Genomic DNA, 17110 nt, shown 5'->3' on the forward strand with positions numbered 1-17110 from the left:
GTGACGGTCAGCCGCGGGTGATCTCCACCGACTCGATGACGACGGGCTCGACCGGCCGGTCGCGCGGGTCGGTCGCGGTGGTGGCGATCGCGTCGACGACGTCGCGGGAGGCCTGGTCGGCCACCTCGCCGAAGATCGTGTGCTTGAAGTTGAGCCAGGTGGTCGCACCCACGGTGATGAAGAACTGCGAGCCGTTGGTGCCCGGGCCGGCGTTGGCCATCGCCAGCAGGTAGGGCTTGTCGAAGACCAGCTCGGGGTGCGGCTCGTCCTTGAAGGTGTAGCCCGGACCGCCGGTGCCGGAGCCGAGCGGGCAGCCGCCCTGGATCATGAACCCGGGGATCACCCGGTGGAAGCCGAGGCCGTCGTAGTAGCGCACGCCCGAGCGACCGGCGTCGTCCCGATAGTCCTTGGTGCCCTCGGCGAGCCCGACGAAGTTGTCGACCGTCATCGGCGCGTGGTCGGGGAAGAGGGTGACGACGACATCACCGCGGTTGGTCTTCAGCGTGGCCTGCAGGTCGGACATGGGGGCCTTTCGGGTCGTTCGAGTACGTCGGCCCGTCGCGGGCCGCCTGCCGCGATCCTCCCATGCACGGCCAACTGGTCCGGACGCCGGTCGCGGCGGCGCCAGCCCGGTTCCCCGGACGGGGTGGCATGGCGCGCCGTGCCGGTGGGTACTGTCGAGACATGCCCACCCGACGCAAGAAGTCCCTCACCAGCCAGGCCGCCGAGCTCGCCGAGTCGGTGCTCCCCGCCCTGGAGGATGCCTTCGAGAGCGCGAAGGACGCTGCCGGCCCCCTGCTCCACGACGTGAAGGAGATGGCCTCGGACGCGGCCTCGATCGCCAAGGAGAAGGCCACCGAGGCGGCGGCCGCCAGCAAGGACAAGGCGGCCGACGCCGCCGCAGCCGGCAAGGAGAAGGTCGCCGAGGCCGCCGCCGCGACCGCCGCCGCTGCCGAGGCCGCCAAGGACAGCGTCCCCGCGGTCTCCGGTGCCGAGCCCGAGCCCAAGCGCGGCCGGCGCTTCCTCAAGCGGCTGCTGCTGGTCGGCGGGATCGCCGCTCTGGCGGCGTTCGTGGCCAAGAAGCTGCGCACCGAGGACGCGGGCGACAACTGGCAGAGCTCCTACGTCCCTGCCCCGCCGCCGGCGCCGGTCCCCAGTGAGCCGGCGAGCGACGACGCCGGTGGCGCCGGCCCCGACGAGGCGCTCGCCGACGCGGCCGAGGAGCCCCATCCCGTGACCACCCCCGACGCCCCGGCCGAGTCGGTCGACGTCGACCCGGAGGGTGACAAGCCGGCCGAGGCCTGACCGCGGGGCGTCGCAGACGGGGCGGTCACGTGCCGGCTGGGTCGATCAGCGGACCGCGGCTCGCCGGGCAAGGTCCTCGGGCTGGTGCTCGCTGACCCACTCGTCGACCCGCTCCCACCAGTCGAAGAGCCACTCGATCCGCTCCTCGCGGGACTGCGGGATGTCCTCGCGGCGTACCGACCACCACCGCATCACCAGCCGCTTGTCCATCGGCAGCGCGCGCCACAGGTCGCCCACGGTGAGCAGGTGGTCGAGGCCGGTGTGCGCGACCAGCACCACGTCGGCGTCGGGCGCGGCGTCGAGGGCGGCCAGGAAGCCGCCCGGCCGCGGGGCCAGCACATGGGTCATCGACTCGGCCCGGTCGGCCATCCGGTCCAGGCCGAGGGAGCGCAGCCGGGCGATCGCGCGGTCGCGGCGCGCGGGCGTGAAGTTGCCGCCCTCGGGGAAGATCACGAAGGCGTCGTCGGCATCGAGACCGTCGGCGAGCGCCGCGATCTGCGACTCGAGGTCCTGCCCCGCCCCCGGATGCGGCGTGATGAACCGCGCCGGCAGCCGGTTGAGGACCACGTCGATGGCCGGGTCCCAGGCGAGGCTGTCCTTGAGCACCACGCGAGGCTCGCGCTGGAAGTCGTGCATCAGGGCGTGGACCAGGGTGAAGGAGTCGCCCGGCCCGGCGTGCCGGCAGCAGACCAGGATCGGCCGGCCCGGGAAGGCGTCGGGCGTCGGGCCGTCGGTGACGATGCTCAGGTTGAGCACCCGCCGGGCCTCGCGGAAGAACACCCACAAGAAGCCCTGCACCAGCTCGTAGTGCACGCCCTCCCAGTACGGCGTCCGGATGCGGCGCCCGAAGCCGCTGGCGAGCCACCAGCCGAACAGCACGACCAGCAGCACTCCCTCGAGCGTGAGGTAGAGCAGCGCGACCCACATCAGCCGGAGCAGCCGCATCCGTCCCGGGAGCACCGGTGACAGCGCGGCGGCCACGATCAGCCACAGCGGCGAGAAGAGCCACGCCCAGGCGGTCAGCCAGACCACGAACGGCGCCAGCAGCAGCCGGCGCCCCCAGTGGGTCATCGTGGGCTCCTCATCGTTCGGGGTCCGGCCGCCGCTCCCCCGGTGGACGTCGCTGGTCCTCATCCTCGCGGGGAATCACCCAGTCGTCGAGGTAGTCGGCCGTGGCGGCGTACGACGCGTCGATGCGGTGCTCGACGGTGGAGAAGTCGCGGAAGCCCAGCGGGTTGTCGTCCTTGGTCGAGGTGCCCCCGGCGGGCAGCACGTGGGCCTCCACCTCGGCGGGCAGCTCGGCCATCTCGCGGGCGAAGCGGTGCCGGCGGGCCACCTCGAAGGAGACCCGGGCGACGTCCCACGGCCGGGTGGGCACCGAGAGCGGCCGGTCGATGCGCCCCACCTGGAGCACGAAGATGCGGGTGGCGCCGAGCTGCACCGCCCGCCCGACGGGGATCGAGTTGACGATGCCGCCGTCGAGGAAGTGCTCGTCGCCGACCTTGGCCGGCGGAAGCAGGCCCGGTACGGCGGCGCTGGCGACCACCGCCTCCACCACCGGCCCGGAGGAGAACCAGTGCTCCGCCGCCCGTTCGATGCTGGCCGCGCAGACCTGGAACCGCACCGGCAGATCCTCGAAGGTCAGGTCGCCGAGCTCCTCGCGGAGCCGGTCGGTCAGCGGCTTGGCGGAGTAGATGTGGGTCCGCGTCGACACCACCCGGCGGACCGTGCGCAGCGGGCGGTCGCCGTAGACCATCCGGTCGTCTGCCGCGGACTTCCAGAGCGCGGTGAGCCTGTCGATCACCCCGAGACTGGGCTCGCGCGCCACCATCGCACCGTTCAGCGCGCCGACGCTGGTGCCGAGGACCAGGTCAGGGGTGAGGTCGCGCTCCAGGAGAGCGCGGAGCATCCCGACCTCCACCGCGCCGAGGACCCCGCCCCCGCCCAGCACGTAGGCCGTCGTCATCGCCGCCGCCTCCCACCTCGATAGTCCGCTACGTTGCGCACCGGTCGGGCCACCGCTGATGGTGCCGAACGTAGCGGACTATCCCCCGGTGGGGGACGACTCCGCCTGCAGCACCTTGTGCTCGACGCGGCGCTCCACCCAGAAGATCAGCAGCGGGATCAGGCCGGCGGCGAGCATCAGCACGGTGAAGGTGATCGTCCAGCCCTCCCGGCGGGCGAGCAGGAAGGCCACCACGACGTAGGCGAGGTAGACCCAGCCGTGCACGACCCAGACCAGGCTGAGCGTCACCCCGAGCTGCTGGAGGTCGGACCCCTCCGCCGCGAGGTACTTCAGCGGTACGGCGACGAAGGCGCCGAAGGCCAGCAGCACGCCGACGACGTAGGCGAGCACCCGGTAGGTGCGGAAGAGACCGTCCACGCGGTCAACCTAGCCGCTCACTGGGCGCCGGCTCGGCCCGGGGATCGCGGTCCGGATCGCGGTCCGCGTCCTGCTCGGGCTCGGGCTCGAGGTCGGGGAGGTCGCGCTGGTCGCGCAGGTAGCGCCACCACAGGAAGACCGCGAACCCACCGAAGACCCACCACTCGAGCGCATAGAGCAGGTTGCGCAGCGAGGTGAACGACCCGACGTCGGGCTGCCGCGGCGGGGCGACCGGAGACAGCCCCTGGGTGCCGGGGTTGACCGCGCGGTCGCCGACCGGCCAGGCGCCGGGGGTGGCCTGGTCGGCCACGATGCCGTAGGCGCCGTAGAGATCCTGGTCGACGTGCTGGATGGCGTCGGCGATCCGCAGCTGCGGCAGCAGGTCGTCGGTCGGGTCGGTGTCGACCTCGCCGGTGCCGTCGGGTGGCTGCAGCCCCGCGACCAGCTCGGCGGCGCCGGTGGGCGGTGCCGGGGCGTCGTCCACGCTCGGCGCCCAGCCGCGCACCACGAGGAGCGCCGACCCGTCGGCCCCGTCGACGGCCAGCGGCGTCACGGCCCACACCCCGTCGCGGCCGTCGTCCAGCCGGCCCGTGACGTAGACCGTGCCACCGGGCACCCAGGTGCCGTCGACGACCACCGGCTGCCCGACCATGTCGCCGGGGAACGGGTCGTCGGGACCCAGCGCCTCGGCGAGCGGGATCGGGTCGACCGCGGTCAGGTCGCGCGCCGCCGCCTCACGGTGCGCCTCCCAGGCCTGCCACTGCCACACACCGAGCCACCCGGCGAGCGCGGCGGCCGCCAGGGCGAGCAGGTGCACCGGCCAGAAGCGTGGCGCGAGCGGAGAGGACACACCCCGAGGGTACGGCGCCCCCGCGAGGCGCCCGCGCGGCAGATCCCGCGCCTTCCCTCAGCCGGCTGCGGCTCGCTGGCCCACGGGTTCCGCCGGGTCGGCCGACAGGATGTCGATGATGGTGCGCGACACGTCCTCGCCCGGCGCAGGCAGCATCCGCCGCGGCGTCTGCGCGGGCACCGTCAGCTCGGGAGGCCCCTCGGTCCTGGCGACGCTCGCCAGCCACGCGTCGATCACGCGGTCCGCGTGAGCGCGGATGTCGGCCTCGCGACGGACCACCTGGTCCCGGAGCAACCTGCTCACCCGCACCTCGGCGCGAGGAGCCACCACCTGTCGCCACTCCTCCACCTGCCTGCGGTGGTCCCTGGCGCGGCGGGCCTTGAACCCGCACGCGGTCCCGTCGTCCTCCCAGATCAGGTTGAGCCGGAACAGCCCGGTGAGGTGGTCGCCGTAGACCTGGGCCAGGACACCTCCACCCTCCCGGTCCCGCGCCAGCAGGCCCAGATCGACCCGTTCGTCCCACCCCGGCGTCTGCTCGTCGAGCAGGGCGACGCCTCGGTTGACCCTGCGCCGCGCCGTTGTCTGTCGCATCCCCTCAGTCCTCCCCACACCGTCGGTCGCCGTCGCCTGACGGGCCCGGCGCCGCAGCGCCGGGTCCCACCACCCCTCGCGCAGACGCTCGGGTCACCCCGGTCAGGCGGCGCGCGACCTCGCCTCCACTAGCGGAGCGAGCAGCCCCACCAGTCGCTGGACTCATGCCGCGCGCGTGGCAGCCGCGTCACCCGTTCCCCCGCCACCAGCGCCGGTCGAACGCGAGCCGCCCCGGGCCAGCCGGCCGCCGGCGGTCGCTGAGGTTCCCACCACACCTGGCGGCCCGGCTCCCGCAGTCGGAACGAGAAGCGATCTCGGCGGGGCCGAGACCGGCCCCTGTTCCAGAGCGCGCCGATCACGGCGCGCGGAGACTTCCCCATGTCAGATCCCCACCATCCGGCCCCAGAAGGGGCACGTCCAGCACCGTAGGCGCGGACCTCGGCCCGGGGCAACGGTGCCGCCTCGTGGTACAGACCAGCCGCCCGCCGCCGTCCGTCCCGCGATGACGTCACCATGACGCCGCGAGGCGGCCGCCCGTCGGCCCCGTCGACGTCCCGCGGACGTCACCGCCATGACCCCGTCGCGGCCGTCGTCCACGCCGGCCCGCAGCATCAGACCGTGCCGACCGGCCACCCCAGGTGCCGCGACGAACCACCGGTAGGGCAGGCCCGCGTCATGTCACCGGCGGAACGGGTCGTCGGGACCCCAGCCGTCGGCGAGCGGCGATCAGGTCGACCGAAGGTCTCAGGTCGTGGTCGACCGGCGGCGAAGGTGCGCGTTGGACTTCTCCTCCTGCCACCACGACGAGCCACCGGCGTGCCTCCGCCAGGGCTCAGCGACCACCATCGAGCGTGGCGCGTGCCGTTGGCACACCCCGCGGCGGCGTTCCGCGAGGCCGCCCGCGTGGCCGTCGTTTAGCACGTCCACCCGCACTCCGGCCCACTCGTTGTTGGTGAGGTCGGCCACAGGATGCCGATGATGGTCGATCGGCGTGACCTCGTTGCAGGTTCCAGTAGGCATCCGCCGTTGCGTCTGCGCGGGCACCGTCCAGTTCTTGCCGAACTCGAAGTGCTTCGCCGACGCTCGCCGGTCGGTCGTCCGACGCCGCCGCGTGCGCGGATGTCGGCCTCGCGACGGAGCACCCCTGGTCCCGGAGCCCGCAGGCGAGGCTCGGCGCGAGGAGCCGCCATCAGGCGGTCGCTCCTCCACCTGCCTGCGGTGGTCCCTGGCGCGGCGGGTGATGCTCATGGTCTCTCCTCCCAGATCAGGTTGCGCCCGCGCCGGTCGCGGGTGTGCCGTAGACCTGGATGCCAGGACACCTGGAGCGTCCCGGATCAGCGCCAGGGTGGCGGTCGACCGGGTCGTTGCCGCGCGAGGCCCCGGCGCTCTGCTCGTCGGCGGGCCGGACGCCTCGTGGTTGACTCCTCGACCGATGGCCTGCTGCCATGATGAAGTCGGTGACCCCGGACGCGTCGGCCCGTGAGCCTGACGTCCGTCACGCCGGCGCCTGGCTCGACCTCCCACGTGCACAGGGCTCGGCGTCACCTCCGGAGCGGTCAGGACGGCGAGCGACCTCGCCTCACTGGCGGGGCAGCCCCACCAGTCGCTGGACTCATGCCCGCAACGCGCGTGGAAGCCGCGTCACCCGTTGCGGCGCTGTCCAGCGCCGGTCTACGCGAGCCGGAAGGGCCAGCCGGCCGCCGGCGGTCGACTGACGTTCCCACGGCACCTGACGGCCCGGCTCCCGCAAGATGCGCGGAACGGAAGCGATCTCGGCGGGGCCGGACCGTGCCCTGTTCCAGAGCGCCCGACGGGCTCGGCTTCCCTCTGATCCCCACCATCCGGCCCCAGGCGGGGGCGTCCGCACCTAGGCGCGGACCTCGGCCCGGGGTGAGGTGCCGCCTCTGGTACAGACCAGTCGCCGCCGCCGTCGGTCCCGCGATGACGTCACCATGGCCGCGGGCGATCCGAACTCGAGGCGACGCCCTGGTCCAGCAGTTGACCGACCTCCGCCTGCCGGTCGCGGCCCTTCCGAGCGGCCGTGGAGCGGGCCACCACGCGTCTCACGCGGCACGGCTCATTCCGGCACCAGCGACCTGCCGGGCGTACCTCCTCAGTCGAAGGTCTCGTAGTCGTGGTCGACCTCGGCGAAGGTGCCGTTGGACTTCTCCTCCTGCACCACGACGTGGATGTGCGACACCGTGGTGCTGGAGTAGCTCAGCGACTCCCACCACTGCTTCTTGGCCGTGCCGTTGGCGCACCGCCGCGGCGCGTTCTGCGAGGCCAGCAGCGCGTGGCTGTCGTTGTAGTACTCCACGCGCACACGGCCGCACTCGTTGTTGGTGAGGTAGAGGTAGCCCTCGACGTCGATCGAGGTGACCCCGTTGCTGAGGTTCCAGTAGGCGTAGCCGCCGTTGCGCGGCGCGTTCACCGTCCAGTTCTTGCCGAAGTCGAAGTGCTTCGCCGTGACCTTGGGCCGGTCGGTGTCCGACGCCGCCGCGTGCGCGGCCGGCATGCCGCTGGCCAGCACCCCCGCCGTGAGCGCGGCCGCGCCGGCGAGGCCGGCCAGCGCCATCAAGCGGGGCTTCTGGGTGGTCTTCCGAGTGGTCTTCCGGGTGATGCTCATGGTCTCTCCTTGGTCTGGCGCCCGCGCCTGTCGCGGGTGTGGAGAGACGATCTGACGAGCACCTCAGCGTGGGATCAGAACGGCGCACCGGGCGTTGCGGAGCCACCCGTCTCTGGCGGAGGAGTAGCTGAAATCTCGCGAAGCTGCGAAGCTGCAGCTTCGTGGAGGGCTACACCCGGCATACGAAGGCGATCGTCCCGCCCGAGTACGCCGAGGAGCTTGCCCGTGTCGATGATCTTGCTGCCCGGCTGGTCGAGCACATCCGGGCGAGTACCCGCGAAATCGGTGCGCTGCATGTTCACGGTGCGAAGAGCAAGGCGCTCCAGGATCACTTCGCAGTGCTGCTACGCCGAGAGCTGGGCTTCCGCGAGGAGGTGGTGCTGACCCAGCAGACGGGATTCGTGACCCAGGCGCGTCCCGACTTCGTCTTCGCGCTCGGGGATGGGCGGGGCGTGATCGCCGAGGTCGAGCGTGGCGGGACGACCACCAACAACCACGACCTCAAGGACGTCTGGAAGGCTCACATCGCCCCCGACGCCCACCACCTGTTCCTCATCGTTCCGGTGAACAACTGGAAGGCGGACGGATCGCCACGTGAACGGCCGTTCCAGATCGTTTCCCGCCGCCTGGGGGCCTTCTTCGGAGATCCGAGGCGCGAGATCGACGTGCTCAGTGCCCACGTCTTCGCGTACTGACACCGCGTGGAGCCAAGGGGACTCGAACCCCTAACCCCCTGCTTGCAAAGCAGGTGCGCTACCAATTGCGCCATGGCCCCGTCGGCGCAAGCGCCGCGGTGGTACGACGGCCGCAGCAGGGCCGGCGTACCGGGGATCGGCCCCGGCGGTGCGGGACGCGATCGTGGTGGTGCTCAGTCGACGCTGTCGGTCGCCTCGGCCCAGAGTGCCTGCTCGCCCTTGGCGGCGTCGATCTTCTTCTTCGCGAAGACGGCGGCCGCGGCGGCCAGGGCGACAACGAGCAGCTTCTTCATGGGATTCCCCTCCAGGCGGCCTCGATCGGCGAGGCCCTGCGTCGACTTCGTCGGTGCGGGTGGTGGGCCTAACAGGACTTGAACCTGTGACCTCTTCCTTATCAGGGAAGCGCTCTAACCGTCTGAGCTATAGGCCCGGATCCGGGCTACACCGGCACGGTCGGCCCGGGGGCCGACCGAAGGGGAACACTACCGCAACGCCGGAGACGCTCCCAAAACGAGGTGCCGGCCGGCAGGCGCCGTCTGCGACGCCTCACCGCACCGTCTCCGACGCCTCACCGCACCGTCTGCGACGCCTCGGGCTCACCCCACTGGATCAGTGGGGGTCCTCGGTGAGGGTGAGCTCGATGCCGCCGAGGAGGGCGGCGGCCATGTTGTAGAGGAACGCGGCCAGGGTGGCGATCGCGGTGAGCAGCACCACGTCGGCGATCGCCACCAGGGTGGTGAAGCCGAGGATGCGGGAGGTGCCGAGGTAGTCGGTCACGTCGAACTCGGTGCTGGCGTCGCTGCCGAGCAGGCTCTGGACGGTGGAGTTGATGGAGTCCCACAGCCCGGCGGCGCCGAGCACCGACCACACGGTCATCACGGCCACCACGGTGACGACACCGAGAGCCACCGAGAGCAGGAACGCCGTCTTCATCACCGACCACGGATCGATCCGGGTCAGCCGCAGCCGGGCGCGCCGCGACGGACGCCGGCCGGGACGGGTCGCGGTCTTCGCCGCCGGCGCGGTGGCCGCGGCCTTCTTGGCGGCGGCCTTCTTGGCGGGGCGCGGCTTGGCCTGTCGGGTCACCGGCGTCGGCGCCACCGTCGGCCGCTGGGGCGTGGTGGTGGAGGCCGCGGCAGCCGCACCGGCGGCCACGCCGGCAGCACCCGCGGCAGCGGCCGGGGCCACGGACCGGGTGACCGGCACCGGGGCGGTGTCGCCGGGTGCCGGCTGACGCCGCTCGGGCGGGGGCGGCGACGCGGCCGGCATGCCGGGAGCGGTGGGCGTCGCCGAAGCGGCCGCCGGCTGCGCGGCCGCAGCAGCCGGGGCCGAGGCGGCCGGCTTCTTGGCCTGCAGCCGCTGGCTCAGCGAGCCCCGCGTGCCCTTCTTCTTCGCCGACTCGGCGGGCGGCGGGGGTGGGAGCACCGGCTTGCGCACCTGGGTCGGGCCGTCCGCGGCGGCGGGCGGGCCGGCCGGCGCGGCAGCGGGAGGCTGCGCAGCGGCGGACGGGGCAGCGGCGGGCGGGGCGGTAGCAGGCGGCTCGGCCGAGGCCGCGCGCGTGCCGTTGGCCGGCGGGTTCGACGGGGTCGCCTTGCGGGCCCCGCGCGCCGGCTTGGGCGCCGGCATCGGGGGCAGCACCGGGCGCTTGGCCTCAGGGGCGGCGGTGCCGTTGGTCGGGGCGGCCTCGACGGGCTGCTCCGCCGACGGCTGTCCGGTCGGAGGGGCCGTCCGCGGCGCGGCGCGATCCGCCATCAGGACTCACTCTCCCCGTGGTCGTCGGGTGCAGAAGTCTCGATTGTTGCATCCGTAGCCTCATCCGACGATTCCCCAACGGCGTCGGTGGACGCGGCGGGGCCCTCGGCGCTCCCCTCGGCGCCCCCCTCACCGGCGGCGTCCGGCTCGTCGTCCTCGGGACGGACCTCGACCGACCGGGCCACCACGGCGACGGCGTCGTCACCCTTGGGGGTCACGAACTTCACGCCCATCGTGGACCGCCCGGTGGGCCGGAAGTCGTCGTTGATCGGGCTGCGGACCACCTGGCCGCCCTGGGTGATCGACAGCACCTCGTCGCCGTCGGTGACGATGAAGGCGCCCACGAGCACCCCGCGGTCCTCGTTCTGCAGCGCCATCGCCTTGATGCCGAGGCCGCCGCGGGACTGCAGGCGGTACTCCGAGATCCGGGAGCGCTTGGCGAAGCCGCCGTCGGTGATGGTGAAGACGTACTGCGGGGAGACGGGGGCCTCCTCGTCCTCGGCGCCCCGCTCCAGGGCCTCCTCGGCGGCCACCTGCGCGGCCCGGATCACCGACATCGACAGCACCGAGTCGCCCTCGCGGAACTTCATGCCGGACACCCCGGACGTCGCCCGGCCCATCGGCCGCAGCTGGGAGTCGTCGGCGCGGAACCGGATCGCCTGCCCCTTGCGGGAGACCAGCAGGATGTCGTCGTCGGGGTTGACCAGCTCGGCGCCGATCAGCTCGTCGTCGGCCTCGCGGAAGTTGATCGCGATCACGCCCGCCTGGCGCGGGGAGTTGTAGTCGCTCAGCTTGGTCTTCTTCACCAGCCCGTTGCGGGTGGCGAGCACGAGGTAGGGAGCCTGGTCGTAGTCGCGGATCGCCAGCACCTGCGCGATGCCCTCGTCGGGCTGGAAGGACAGCAGCCCCGCGACGTGGCCACCCTTGGCGTCGCGCGCCGCCTCCGGGAGGTTGTAGGCCTTGGTGCGGTAGACCCGGCCGGCGGTGGTGAAGAACAGCAGCCAGTGGTGGTTGGACGTCGCGATGAAGTGCTCGACCACGTCGTCGCCGCGCAGGGTCGCGCCGCGGACCCCCTTGCCGCCGCGCTTCTGGGTGCGGTACTGGTCGGCGCGGGTGCGCTTGGCGTAGCCGCCGCGGGTGATGGAGACGACCAGCTCCTCGTCGGGGATCAGGTCCTCCATCGAGAGGTCGCCGTCGGCCGCGATGATCTGCGAACGCCGCTCGTCGCCGTACTTCGCGACGATCTCGGCCAGCTCGTCGCCGACGATCGTGCGCTGCCGCGACTCGCTGGCGAGGATGTCCTCGAGGTCGGCGATCTCGGCCTCGATCTTGGCCAGGTCGTCGATGATCTTCTGCCGCTCCAGGGCCGCCAGCCGGCGCAGCTGCATGTCGAGGATGGCGTTGGCCTGGAGCTCGTCGATGTCGAGGAGGTCGATCAGGCCCTGGCGCGCATCGTCGACCTCGGGGCTGCGCCGGATCAGCGCGATCACCTCGTCGAGCATGTCGAGCGCCTTGACCAGGCCACGCAACAGGTGGGCCCGCTCCTCGGCCCGGGCCAGCCGGAACCGGGTGCGTCGCTGGATCACGTCGATCTGGTGGGCGACCCAGTTGGAGATGAACTGGTCGATCGACAGGGTGCGCGGCACCCCGTCGACGAGCGCCAGCATGTTGGCGGAGAAGTTGGTCTGCAGCTCGGTGTGCTTGAACAGGTTGTTGAGCACCACCCGGGCGACGGCGTCGCGCTTGAGGACGACGACCAGCCGCTGACCGGTGCGCGAGGAGGAGTCGTCACGCACGTCGGCGATGCCCTGGACCCGGCCGGAGTCGGCGAGCTCGGCGATCTTCAGCGCCAGGTTGTCGGGGTTGACCATGTAGGGCAGCTCGGAGATGACCAGCATCACCCGGCCCTTGGCGTCCTCGTCGATCTCGACGACCGCCCGCTGCATGATCGAGCCGCGCCCGGTGCGGTAGGCCTGCTCGATGCCCTGCCGGCCGACGATCAGCGCGCCGTTGGGGAAGTCGGGGCCCTTGACCCGCTCGATCAGCGCGTCCTGCAGCTCCTCGCGGGACGCATCGGGGTGCTCGAGCGCCCACTGGGCGCCCGCGGCGACCTCGCGCAGGTTGTGCGGCGGGATGTTGGTGGCCATGCCGACCGCGATGCCGGCCGAGCCGTTGACCAGCAGGTTGGGGAACCGGGCCGGCAGGATCGTCGGCTCCTGGCTGCGGCCGTCGTAGTTGGGCTGGAAGTCGACGGTGTCCTCGTCGATGTCGCGGACCATCTCCATGGCCAGCGGGTCCATCCGGCACTCGGTGTAGCGCATCGCCGCCGCGGGGTCGTTGCCCGGCGAGCCGAAGTTGCCCTGCCCCTGGATCAGCGGCGCCCGCATCACCCACGGCTGCGCGAGGCGCACCAGGGTGTCGTAGATCGCTGAGTCGCCGTGGGGGTGGTACTGACCCATCACGTCACCGACGACGCGGCTGCACTTGGAGAAGCCGCGGTCGGGCCGGTAGCCGCCGTCGTACATCGCGTAGAGGACGCGGCGGTGCACCGGCTTGAGCCCGTCGCGTACGTCGGGCAGCGCGCGGCCGACGATCACCGTCATGGCGTAGTCGATGTAGGACTGCTGCATGACCGTCTGCAGCTCGACCGGCTCGATCCGGCCGCCCGGGGTGGGCGTGCCGCCGTCGGTGGGGGTCTCAGTCACGGTTCTCTCTTCTTCTACGGAAATCTAGGACGAGTTGTAGAGACTCAGATATCGAGGAAGCGGACGTCCTTGGCGTTGCGCTGGATGAACGACCGGCGCTGCTCGACGTCCTCGCCCATCAGCACCGAGAAGATCTCGTCGGCCTGGGCGGCGTCCTCGAGCGTCACCTGGCGCATCAGCCGCTGGGACGGGTCCATGGTGGTCTCCCACAGCTCGTCGGCGTTCATCTCGCCGAGGCCCTTGTAGCGCTGGACCGGGTTCTCCTTGGGGAGCTTCTTGCCCTGCTCGAGCCCGTCGCGCATCAGCGCCTCGCGCTCGGCGTCGGAGTAGACGAACTCGTGCTCGGCCGGCTTGTTCCAGCGCAGCCGGTAGAGCGGGGGCTGGGCCATGTAGACGTAGCCGTGCTCGATCAGCGGCTTCATGAACCGGAACAGCAGCGTCAGCAGCAGCGTGTTGATGTGGTGGCCGTCGACGTCGGCGTCGGCCATCAGCACCACCTTGTGGTAGCGCAGCTTGTCGAGGGTGAACTCCTCGTGGATGCCGGTGCCGAGGGCGGAGATGATCGCCTGCACCTCGGCGTTGCCGAGCACCTTGTCGATGCGGGCCTTCTCGACGTTGAGGATCTTGCCGCGGATCGGCAGGATCGCCTGCACCCGCGGGTCACGGCCCTGCTTGGCCGAGCCGCCCGCCGAGTCGCCCTCGACGATGAAGACCTCGCACTCCTCGGGGTTGGTCGACTGGCAGTCGGCCAGCTTGCCGGGGAGGCCGCCGCCGCCGAGCAGGCCCTTGCGGTTGCGGGCCAGGTCGCGCGCCTTGCGGGCGGCGATCCGCGCCGACGCGGCCGCCTGGGCCTTGCGCACGATGTCCTTGCCCTCGGCAGGGTTCTCGGCGAAGAACGCGCCGAGCTGGTCGTTGACCACCCGCTGCACGAAGCCCTTGGCCTCGGTGTTGCCGAGCTTGGTCTTGGTCTGGCCCTCGAACTGCGGCTCGCCGAGCTTGACCGAGATGATCGCGGTCAGCCCCTCGCGGATGTCGTCGCCGGAGACCCGGTCCTCGGGCTTCTTCATCAGCCCCCAGTCCATGCCCCAGCTGTTGACCAGCGAGGTGAGCGCCGCGCGGAAGCCCTCCTCGTGGGTGCCGCCCTCGTGGGTGTTGATGGTGTTGGCGAAGGTGTGCACCGACTCGGTGAAGCCGGTGTTCCACTGCATCGCGATCTCGAGCGACATGTGGTTCTCGACGTCGGGCGGTGTCTCGGCCTCGAAGTCGATGATCGTCGGGTTGGCCGGCTGCTTGCGCCGGTTGAGGTGCTCGACGTAGTCGACCAGGCCCCGGTCGTAGCGGAAGGTGCGCTCCAGGCCGCCGGTCTCGCCGCGCTTGATGCCGTCGACGCCGGCCTGGTCGATCTCGGGGTCGATGGTGGCGTCCTCGACCGCGTCGGCGATCTCGTCGGCGTGCGGCCGCTCGTCGCGGACGACGATCGCCAGGCCCTTGTTGAGGAAGGCCATCTCGCGGAGCCGGGTGGTGATCGTCTCCAGGGAGTAGGTCGTGGTCTCGAAGATCTCGTCGGAGGGGTAGAAGGTGACCGTCGTGCCGGTGCGCTCACCGTCGGCCAGCGCCCGGACCTGCTCGAGGTCGCCGTCGGGGTCGCCGAGGGTGAACGTCTGCCGCCACAGGTGGCCGCGGTTCTTGACCTCGACGATCAGGGTGCTGCTGAGCGCGTTGACCACCGAGACGCCGACGCCGTGCAGACCGCCGGACACCTTGTAGCCACCGCCGCCGAACTTGCCGCCCGCGTGCAGCTGGGTCAGCGCCAGGGTGACCGCCGGCACGCCCTCGGTCAGGTGCATGTCGGTCGGGATGCCTCGGCCGTTGTCCTCGACGCGGACGCCGCCGTCGGCCTGGAGGGTCACCAGGATCTCGTCGCAGTAGCCGGCGAGACTCTCGTCGACCGCGTTGTCGACGATCTCCCACACCAGGTGGTGCAGGCCGCGCTCACCGGTCGAGCCGATGTACATGCCCGGACGCTTGCGGACCGCCTCCAGGCCCTCGAGGACCTGGATGGACGCGGCGTCGTAGTCGGCGGCGACGGGGTCGGCTGTGGGGGCCCGGCGGGTTCGGCCGGGGGTCGAGCGGGGTTTCGATGGGGGTGGTCTCGTCGGACACACGCACCTCTTCCGGAAGCGGGCCGACCGCGCCCGGTGGGGGCTCGGACGAAAGCAGCGGACACACGTCGGGTCGCCGCTCGGTGAGCCTGCGACCCAACGGCCATGATACCGGGTCAGGGGGCTCTGGCCACGTACCGCGGCTCGCGGCGGGGGATCTGTGGACAAATCATGGCCTCAGCGCCGCGAGAAGGCGGTTTCGGCGGCCGAACAGGGGGTGGGATGGGTCCCTATACCATCGGTCGGCCGCTGAGCGGCCCTCTGGCGGGCTCGGAGCGGGGTGCCCCGCTCAGCCGTAGGTGTCGCGCGGACCGCGCCCGTCGCGGACCGAGCGAGGGCCCTTCTTCCAGGTCGGGCCGCGGGGCCGAGCACCTCGATCACGGTGACGGTGTCGGGCCCGAGCTCCTCGTTGAGCCGGCGTACGACGGTCGGCGCGAGCAGCCGCAGCTGGGTCGCCCACGCCGTGGAGTCGGTGCGCACCACCAGCCGCCCGTCGGCGAAGGACTCGGGGTCGCGTGGGCGGCGACCTCGGGGCCGACCAGCTCCGGCCAGCGGGCGAACACCCCCCGCACCCGCAGCTCGAGCTCCCAGCCGCGGTCGGCCACCACCCGGGCCACGGTCGTGTCCAGCAGCTGAGGGTCGCGCTCGTCGGGGTGGGCCCGCTCAGCTCGCCGCGCGGGGTGCGTGCCGAGGCGGGCTCGGCCGAGCCGGTCCGCGGGCGGCGGCGACGGGTCCGGCCGGTGGTGGCCCGGGTCAACGACCGGGCCAGGTCGAGGCCGTCGTCCTGGTGCGGCCGCTCCTGCTCCGGCCGTCCTGCTCCGGCCGCTCGTCCTGTGGACCGAGGCCGTCGGTGGGGTCGGCGGCATCGGGCCGGCCCGGGTCAGCCGTCACGGGTCACCTCGCCGTCGGCGACGAGGTAGCGGACCCCCGCCAGTGCGGCGGGTACGTCGGCCGGCACCGCCGCCGTCACCAGCACCTGCTCGGCGTCGGCGACCAGGGCCGCGAGCTGGTCGCGGCGGTCGGTGTCGAGCTCGGCGAAGACGTCGTCGAGCAGCAGGATCGGGTCGTCGCCGTCGGCGCGCAGCAGGTCGTAGGACGCCAGCCGGAGCGCCAGCGCGAACGACCACGACTCCCCGTGCGAGGCATAGCCCTTCACCGGCAGCCGCAGCTCGCCGTTGCCGAGGGTGAGCCGCAGCTCGTCGCGATGGGGCCCGACCAGGGAGATGCCGCGGTCGAGCTCGTCGGAGCGACGCCGCTCCAGCTCGGCCAGCAGTGCCTCGGTCAGGTCGCCCCGGTCGACGGCGCCGTCGAGCTCGAGGCTCGGGGCGTAGTCGATCTCGGCGTCCTCGCGGCTGGCGCCGCGGGCGACGGTCTCGTAGGCCTTGCCGAGGTAGGGGCGCAGCGCCTCGACCAGGGCCAGCCGCTCGGCCAGCAGCTCCCCGCCGGTGCGGGCCAGGTGGGCGTCCCACACCCCTAATGTCGACAAAGCGCTTTGTTCATTCGTCGATCCTCGACGCGCGGCTCCCGCGGTCTTCAGCAGCGAGTTGCGCTGCTTGAGCACCCGGTCGTAGTCGGCGCGCACGCCGGCCAGCCGCGGGGTGCGCAGCACCAGCAGGTCGTCGAGGAAGCGCCGGCGCTCCGACGGGTCGCCCTTGACCAGGGCCAGGTCCTCGGGGGAGAAGACCACGGTGCGCACCAGCCCGACCAGCTCACGAGCGCGGGGCAGCGCTGCCTTGTTGACCCTGGCCCGGTTGGCCTTCCCGGGGTTGAGCTCCGCCTCGAGGACCGCGGTCCGCCCGTCGCGGACCACGGCCGCACGCACGATCGCCCGCTCCGCACCGGCCCGCACCAGCGGCGCGTCGCTGGCCACCCGGTGCGAGGCGAGCCGGGACAGGTAGTCGACCGCCTCGACGAGGTTGGTCTTGCCCTGCCCGTTGCGCCCGATGAACGCGGTGACGCCCGGTCCCAGCTCGACGTCGACGTCGGCGTAGGACCGGAAGTCGTGCAGGGTCAGGTGGGCGACGTACACCGGGTCATCCTC

Annotated in this window: 14 protein-coding genes, 2 tRNA genes and 1 pseudogene; 2 read left to right on the plus strand and 15 right to left on the minus strand. The window is 72.2% G+C overall.

What is annotated here, in order from left to right; translation table 11 throughout:
* Window positions 1-7 precede the first annotated feature (7 nt).
* On the minus strand, window positions 8-523 hold the full coding sequence (locus R2740_RS12690; protein ID WP_371303056.1) for a peptidylprolyl isomerase: 516 nt from the start codon (window positions 521-523) through the stop codon (window positions 8-10).
* Between the two features lie 161 nt (window positions 524-684).
* Here R2740_RS12690 and R2740_RS12695 point away from each other — a divergent pair, with 161 nt between their 5' ends.
* Window positions 685-1305 carry a hypothetical protein gene (locus R2740_RS12695; protein WP_371303057.1) on the plus strand — a complete coding sequence of 207 codons (621 nt, stop codon included), beginning with the start codon at window positions 685-687 and terminating at the stop codon, window positions 1303-1305.
* Window positions 1306-1350: 45 nt separating this feature from the next.
* Here the strand turns inward: R2740_RS12695 and R2740_RS12700 are convergent, their stop codons facing one another.
* From R2740_RS12700 to R2740_RS12725, 6 genes are all read right to left on the minus strand, one after another.
* Window positions 1351-2376 (minus strand): 1-acyl-sn-glycerol-3-phosphate acyltransferase, encoded by a 1026-nt coding sequence (locus R2740_RS12700; RefSeq protein WP_371303058.1) that lies wholly within the window; start codon window positions 2374-2376, stop codon window positions 1351-1353.
* Window positions 2377-2386: 10 nt separating this feature from the next.
* A complete protein-coding gene (locus R2740_RS12705) occupies window positions 2387-3271 on the minus strand; it encodes a patatin-like phospholipase family protein (RefSeq protein ID WP_371303059.1) in 885 nt (294 codons plus the stop codon).
* 78 nt (window positions 3272-3349) lie between these two features.
* A complete protein-coding gene (locus R2740_RS12710; RefSeq protein ID WP_371303060.1) occupies window positions 3350-3688 on the minus strand; it encodes a DUF3817 domain-containing protein in 339 nt (112 codons plus the stop codon).
* Between the two features lie 4 nt (window positions 3689-3692).
* Window positions 3693-4538 carry an SURF1 family protein gene (locus tag R2740_RS12715; RefSeq protein ID WP_371303062.1) on the minus strand — a complete coding sequence of 282 codons (846 nt, stop codon included), beginning with the start codon at window positions 4536-4538 and terminating at the stop codon, window positions 3693-3695.
* Window positions 4539-4595: 57 nt separating this feature from the next.
* On the minus strand, window positions 4596-5129 hold the full coding sequence (locus R2740_RS12720) for a hypothetical protein (protein ID WP_371303063.1): 534 nt from the start codon (window positions 5127-5129) through the stop codon (window positions 4596-4598).
* A 2113-nt stretch (window positions 5130-7242) separates the two neighbouring features.
* Entirely contained in the window at window positions 7243-7755 is a 513-nt protein-coding gene (locus R2740_RS12725; RefSeq protein WP_371303064.1) for a hypothetical protein, read from the minus strand.
* Between the two features lie 161 nt (window positions 7756-7916).
* Here R2740_RS12725 and R2740_RS12730 point away from each other — a divergent pair, with 161 nt between their 5' ends.
* Entirely contained in the window at window positions 7917-8450 is a 534-nt protein-coding gene (locus R2740_RS12730) for a hypothetical protein (protein WP_371303065.1), read from the plus strand.
* A 7-nt stretch (window positions 8451-8457) separates the two neighbouring features.
* Here R2740_RS12730 and R2740_RS12735 read toward each other — a convergent pair.
* The 8 genes and pseudogenes from R2740_RS12735 to recF all read right to left on the minus strand — a co-directional run bounded on the left by R2740_RS12735 (window position 8458) and on the right by recF (window position 17098).
* Window positions 8458-8530 (minus strand) — tRNA-Ala (locus tag R2740_RS12735).
* Window positions 8531-8623: 93 nt separating this feature from the next.
* Window positions 8624-8743: a DLW-39 family protein gene (locus R2740_RS12740; RefSeq protein ID WP_371303066.1), complete on the minus strand. Its 120-nt coding sequence runs from the start codon at window positions 8741-8743 to the stop codon at window positions 8624-8626.
* 60 nt (window positions 8744-8803) lie between these two features.
* Window positions 8804-8880 (minus strand) — tRNA-Ile (locus R2740_RS12745).
* A gap of 179 nt (window positions 8881-9059) precedes the next feature.
* A complete protein-coding gene (locus R2740_RS12750) occupies window positions 9060-10202 on the minus strand; it encodes a DUF3566 domain-containing protein (RefSeq protein ID WP_371303067.1) in 1143 nt (380 codons plus the stop codon).
* Entirely contained in the window at window positions 10202-12907 is a 2706-nt protein-coding gene (gyrA, locus tag R2740_RS12755) for a DNA gyrase subunit A (protein ID WP_371303068.1), read from the minus strand. The genes R2740_RS12750 and gyrA overlap by 1 nt, the downstream gene beginning before the upstream one ends.
* 44 nt (window positions 12908-12951) lie before the next feature.
* Complete coding sequence (gene gyrB / locus R2740_RS12760) at window positions 12952-14967, minus strand: DNA topoisomerase (ATP-hydrolyzing) subunit B (RefSeq protein ID WP_371303195.1); 2016 nt, start codon at window positions 14965-14967, stop codon at window positions 12952-12954.
* Window positions 14968-15246: 279 nt separating this feature from the next.
* Window positions 15247-15935, minus strand: a pseudogene (locus R2740_RS12765) (DUF721 domain-containing protein).
* A 14-nt stretch (window positions 15936-15949) separates the two neighbouring features.
* Window positions 15950-17098 carry a DNA replication/repair protein RecF gene (recF, locus tag R2740_RS12770; RefSeq protein WP_371303069.1) on the minus strand — a complete coding sequence of 383 codons (1149 nt, stop codon included), beginning with the start codon at window positions 17096-17098 and terminating at the stop codon, window positions 15950-15952.
* Between the last annotated feature and the right edge of the window lie 12 nt (window positions 17099-17110).

Origin of the sequence: Nocardioides sp. (genome assembly GCF_041393715.1) — a bacterium.
Lineage (GTDB): Bacteria > Actinomycetota > Actinomycetes > Propionibacteriales > Nocardioidaceae > Nocardioides.

Coding starts and splice junctions, on each gene's coding strand:
- R2740_RS12690 (WP_371303056.1), bottom strand. CDS start 523: ATGTCCGACCTGCAGGCCACGCTGAAGACCAACCGCGGTGATGTCGTC.
- R2740_RS12695 (WP_371303057.1), top strand. CDS start 685: ATGCCCACCCGACGCAAGAAGTCCCTCACCAGCCAGGCCGCCGAGCTC.
- R2740_RS12700 (WP_371303058.1), bottom strand. CDS start 2,376: ATGACCCACTGGGGGCGCCGGCTGCTGCTGGCGCCGTTCGTGGTCTGG.
- R2740_RS12705 (WP_371303059.1), bottom strand. CDS start 3,271: ATGACGACGGCCTACGTGCTGGGCGGGGGCGGGGTCCTCGGCGCGGTG.
- R2740_RS12720 (WP_371303063.1), bottom strand. CDS start 5,129: ATGCGACAGACAACGGCGCGGCGCAGGGTCAACCGAGGCGTCGCCCTG.
- R2740_RS12725 (WP_371303064.1), bottom strand. CDS start 7,755: ATGAGCATCACCCGGAAGACCACTCGGAAGACCACCCAGAAGCCCCGC.
- R2740_RS12740 (WP_371303066.1), bottom strand. CDS start 8,743: ATGAAGAAGCTGCTCGTTGTCGCCCTGGCCGCCGCGGCCGCCGTCTTC.
- R2740_RS12750 (WP_371303067.1), bottom strand. CDS start 10,202: ATGGCGGATCGCGCCGCGCCGCGGACGGCCCCTCCGACCGGACAGCCG.